This window comes from Streptomyces albidus (ex Kaewkla and Franco 2022) (assembly GCF_013870515.1).
Classification (GTDB): domain Bacteria; phylum Actinomycetota; class Actinomycetes; order Streptomycetales; family Streptomycetaceae; genus Streptomyces; species Streptomyces albidus.
This window is the reverse complement of the sequence record NZ_JACBXA010000348.1, coordinates 1-4806: the sequence shown is the minus strand read 5'-3', so window position 1 is coordinate 4806 and position 4806 is coordinate 1. Positions and strand designations below refer to the sequence as shown.

Genomic DNA, 4806 nt, shown 5'->3' with positions numbered 1-4806 from the left:
GAGGCGGCGTCCCGCACCGGCGCACGGGCCTGCAGCTCGCGGACGCCCCTCAGCAGTGAACGCTCAGCGCGGGCCGCCTCGTAGAGCTGGGGCACGGCGGCCCGCATGGAGATCCGGTACGCGTCGCCCGCGTACACGCCGCCCAACAGGGGCTCCACCAGCCGGTCCACGACCTCACGGCCCAGCCTTGCGGCCACGTACTCGCCGATCGCGACGTCGTCCCCCACCGCGGTGGGCGGCAGCGCGGCGTCCTCTTCGAGGCGGGCCACTCCGGCTTCGGAGAGCAGGCCCCTCAACGCGTCCGGATCGCCCGGCACACCCATCACATGGCCCTTGGGCATCGGGCACATCTCGCCGCGCGACCAGACGGCGGCGCTCGCCGTTGTCGGGGGCTCGAGAGCCTCGCCGAGCCCCACGTCCCGTGCCAGCTCCACCGCTTCCGGACGCCGCGCGAGCATCGACTCCGCGCCCAGGTCGACCGCGGCGGACCCGGCGATCTCACCCGCGAGCAGCTTTCCGCCGAGCCACGCCGACGCCTCCAGGACGGTCACCGATGCTCCCCCGGCGAGCAGCCGACGGGCTGCGGCGAGGCCCGAGATGCCGCCGCCGACGACGATCACATGCATGGGACCACTCTCGCAGAGTCACTCGGGGCATAGCGTGGGCGCACTCCCGCAGCCGGGGAGCCGGCGGTTCGCACGCGGGAGCACCCTGGACGTCCACGCGTCCACGACGGAGGGAGCACGGACCATGGCCGCTGCACGACGGATGGTGGTCGTCGGAGGGGACGCGGCGGGAATGACAGCCGCATCACAGGTCCGCAGGCTCCGCGGCGCGGAGGAGTTGGAGATCGTCGCCTTCGAACGCGGCGACTTCTCCTCTTACTCGGCGTGCGGCATCCCGTACTGGATCGGCGGCTCGGTGGACGCACGGGACGACCTGATCGCCCGTACACCGCAGCAGCACCGGGAGCACGGCATCGACCTGCGGATGCGCACCGAGGTCACCGAGATCGACGTGGACGGCCAACGGGTGCGCACGCGCGACCCGTCGGCGTCGGGCGACGGCGAGGCCTGGACCGGATTCGACGAACTGGTCATCGCCACCGGTGCCCGGCCGCTACGGCCCCCGCTTCCCGGCATCGACGCCGACGGGGTGCACGGCGTGCAGTCCCTGGAGGACGGCCAGGCCCTGCTGGACGCGTTGCACACGAGAGAGAAGGCAGCGGCAGGGCGCAAGCTGCGCGCCGTCGTCGTCGGCGCGGGCTACATCGGCGTGGAGATGGCCGAGGCCCTGACGCTGCGGGGCTTCGACGTCACCGTCGTCGACCAGGCGGCGCAGCCCATGACGACCCTCGACCCGGACATGGGCGAGCTGGTCCGGGACGCCATGTGCGGAATGGGCATGGAGGTGGTGACGGGCGCGAAGGTGACGGCCGTCGAGACCGAGGAGTCGGGGTCCGACCGGTCCGCAGGGCGGGCCCGTGCCGTCGTCACGCAGGACGCGACCTACCCGGCGGACGTGGTGGTGCTCGGTCTCGGCGTCGCCCCCGAGACCTCCCTCGCACGGGAGGCCGGGCTGCCCCTCGGCGAGTCCGGCGGCCTGCTGACGGACCTGGCGATGCGGGTGCGCGGCCACGAGAACATCTGGGCGGGCGGAGACTGCGTGGAGGTGCTCGATCTGGTCTCGGGCCGCACCCGGCACATCGCGCTGGGGACGCACGCCAACAAGCACGGCCAGGTCATCGGCGCCAACATCGGCGGCGCGTACTCCACCTTCCCCGGCGTCGTCGGTACGGCCGTCAGCAAGGTCTGCGACCTGGAGATCGCCCGTACCGGTCTGCTGGAGGCTCAGGCGAGCCAGGTGGGGCTGCAGTTCGTGACGGTGACGGCCGAGGCGACCAGCCGCGCCGGCTACTTCCCCGGCAGCGAGTCGATGCGCGTGAAGATGCTCGCGGAATGCGGCACCGGACGGCTGCTGGGCACGCAGATCGTGGGACGGGCTGGTGCGGGCAAGCGCGTCGACATCGCCGCCGTCGCCCTGAGCGCCGGAATGACGGTCGGGCAGATGACCTTCCTCGATCTGGGCTACGCGCCGCCGTTCTCCCCCGTGTGGGACCCGGTGCTCGTCGCGGCACGCAAGGCGAAGGCAGCGGTGGAGGCGGAAGCCGCCGGCAAGTAGGGGCCCTGCCGCGTCAGCTGCCCTGCTGCCCCGCGGTCTGCTCGTGCACGTACGAGACGAGCCGGGTCAGCGCGTCGGGATCGGTGTCGGGGAGCACGCCGTGGCCGAGGTTGAAGATGTGTCCCTCCAGCCCGCGTGCCGCGTCCAGCACCCGCCGGGCCTGCACCTCGACGGCCTCGCGCGGGGCGAAGAGCACCGCCGGGTCGAGGTTGCCCTGCACCGCCTTGCCGGGACCGACCCTCCGCGCGGCCTCGTCCATCGGCACACGCCAGTCCGCTCCGACGACGTCCGCGCCGGCCTCCCCCATGGCGCCCAGCAGTTCACCGGTGCCGACGCCGAAGTGGATGCGGGGCACGCCGTATCCCGCCACCGCGTCGAAGACCTTGACGGAGGCGGGCAGGACGGAGCGCCGGTAGTCGGACGGCGAGAGGGCGCCGGCCCAGGAGTCGAAGAGCTGCACGGCGGAGGCGCCCGCCTCGATCTGCACCTTCAGGAAGACGGCGGTGATCTCCGCGAGGCGGTCCAGCAGCGCGGCCCACAGCTCGGGGTCGCCGTACATCAGCGCCTTGGTGTGCTCGTGGTTGCGCGACGGCCCACCCTCGACGAGATAGCTGGCCAGGGTGAAGGGAGCACCGGCGAAGCCGATGAGCGGGGTGCCGCCGAGCTCACGCGTGAGCAGGCGAACGGCCTCCGTCACGTAGTCGACGTCGCCCGGCTCCAGGGGCCGCAGCCGCTCCAGGTCCGCACGTGTACGGATGGGCGACTCCACGACGGGACCGACGCCCGGCTTGATGTCGAGGTCGATGCCGATCGCCTTGAGCGGGACCACGATGTCGCTGAAGTAGATCGCCGCGTCGACTCCGTGGCGCCGGACCGGCTGCAGCGTGATCTCGGTGACCAGGTCCGGCCGCATGCACGAGTCGAGCATCGCGATGCCCTCGCGCACCTTGCGGTACTCCGGCAGCGACCGTCCGGCCTGCCGCATGAACCACACAGGGGTGTGCGGCACAGGTTCCCGGCGGCACGCCCTGAGGAACGCTGAGTCCTTGGGGTCCTGGGAATCCTGAGGGGTGTTCGGCTGGCCCGTCGCACGGTCGTTGGCACTCACGCACCGCAGTCTCCCATGCCCCGGAGGCCCGCCGTCCCCCGGCAAGGACCCGGCAAGGACCGGGCCGAAGGCTCCGCGACCACCGCCGTCATCCTTGCGCAGTGCGGTACACCCGGCACGGTCGTCACTTGTCAGCCAAATCTCAGAAGCGCGCCCCGCCCCACGTGCCCCGCCGACTGCCCTCCGGGCACTCCGGCCTCCTCAACACCCACCACTCTTCGGCCACTTGCGAGTGTCCCTACCGGTCTGCACCGTCCCCTCGCCCTACTCTTCGGCCCATGGCAGCGGCAGGACCAGAGACGACGGACGGCTCCGGCACCACGGGCAGCGGCGGCGACAGCGCCCCGCTGCCCTTCCAGCGTGCGGTGGCGGCCTTGAACGGCGCGCGCACACGACCGGAGGTGCAACTGTCCGGGCTTCCCGCGCCGAAGCGGCTCGCCCCCTACACCTTCGCGCTCTCGGCGACGGTCATGGAGCCCGCGGCAGACCGTGACGGGAGCGAGAACGCAGAGCTGGCCGACGGCCGCTTCGTGCTGCTGCACGACCCCTCGGGCCAGGAGTCCTGGCAGGGCCAGTTCCGCGTCGTCACCCTCGGGCGCACCGACCTGGAGCCGGAGATGGCAGGCGACCCGCTGCTGCCGGAGGTGACCTGGTCCTGGCTGACGGGTGCCCTGGAGGCACGCTCGGCGACGTACGGAGATCCGAGCGGAACGGTGACGCGGTCCGGCTCTTCCTACTTCGGCGGTCTCGACGAACGTCCGCCGCAGACGGAGCTGGAGATCCGCGCCAGCTGGACACCCCGAGCGGACGACCCCGCCGCCCCCGACGCCCTCCCCGACATGGCGGCCCATCTGACGGCGTGGGCGGAGCTGCTGTGCCAGTGCGCGGGCCTGCCGCCGGAGCAGAGCGAGGGCTCCTCCGTCGTGTCGCTCCCGAAGCGCCGCGGACCGCAGCCGCTGTGATCCGCCCCGCTGCGTCGCATTACGTCGAGCGGCTGTCCGATTCGGTAAATATCGGTCACCAATTGGTGATCATTCCCTAAAGGGGTGCCCCCGACCTGCCGAAGGAGTCTATGACCCTTCCACACGGAACTCCCCGGATCACCCCGCACGGTCACCGGAACCGTTCCGTCCGCAGCCAGCCCTCGGAGGCCCGGTGTCTGTTCTTCTTGAGCACCCCACAAGCCTGGTCGCCTACCGCCCGAACAAGCCGACCGCCATGGTGGTCGTTGCCGATCCTCGCGTCCGTTCCACCGTGACCCGACATCTCTGGGCTCTCGGTGTACGGGACGTCATCGAGGCGTCGTCGATCGCGGAGGCACGTCCCCGAGTCGGCAATCCACGCGACATCTGCGTGGCCGACGTCCACCTCCCGGACGGATCGGGCCTCAGCCTGCTGTCCGAGACCCGAGCCGCGGGCTGGCCGAACGGCCTCGCCCTCTCCGCCGCCGACGACATCGGTGCCGTACGCAACGCCCTCGCGGGCGGCGTCAAGGGCTACGTCGTCACCGGCACCCG

5 protein-coding genes are annotated in these 4806 nt (G+C 71.9%); 3 read left to right on the top strand and 2 right to left on the bottom strand.

What is annotated here, in order from left to right; all coding sequences use genetic code 11:
- Positions 1-626 (bottom strand): protoporphyrinogen oxidase (gene hemG, locus H5J26_RS28495; protein ID WP_181768850.1); only part of this gene is annotated, 626 nt, incomplete at its 3' end.
- Between the two features lie 124 nt (positions 627-750).
- Between hemG and H5J26_RS28490 the strand changes: the two genes are divergently transcribed.
- Positions 751-2181, top strand: coding sequence for an FAD-dependent oxidoreductase (locus H5J26_RS28490; RefSeq protein ID WP_181768849.1), 1431 nt, complete (start codon positions 751-753; stop codon positions 2179-2181).
- 13 nt (positions 2182-2194) lie between these two features.
- On the opposite strand, the gene hemE is transcribed toward H5J26_RS28490, so the two are convergent.
- Positions 2195-3289 carry a uroporphyrinogen decarboxylase gene (gene hemE, locus H5J26_RS28485; RefSeq protein WP_181768848.1) on the bottom strand — a complete coding sequence of 365 codons (1095 nt, stop codon included), beginning with the start codon at positions 3287-3289 and terminating at the stop codon, positions 2195-2197.
- 278 nt (positions 3290-3567) lie between these two features.
- Here hemE and H5J26_RS28480 point away from each other — a divergent pair, with 278 nt between their 5' ends.
- Positions 3568-4251: a DUF3000 domain-containing protein gene (locus tag H5J26_RS28480; RefSeq protein WP_181768847.1), complete on the top strand. Its 684-nt coding sequence runs from the start codon at positions 3568-3570 to the stop codon at positions 4249-4251.
- Positions 4252-4444: 193 nt separating this feature from the next.
- The coding region (locus H5J26_RS28475; RefSeq protein ID WP_181768846.1) for a response regulator at positions 4445-4806 on the top strand (362 nt) is incomplete at its 3' end.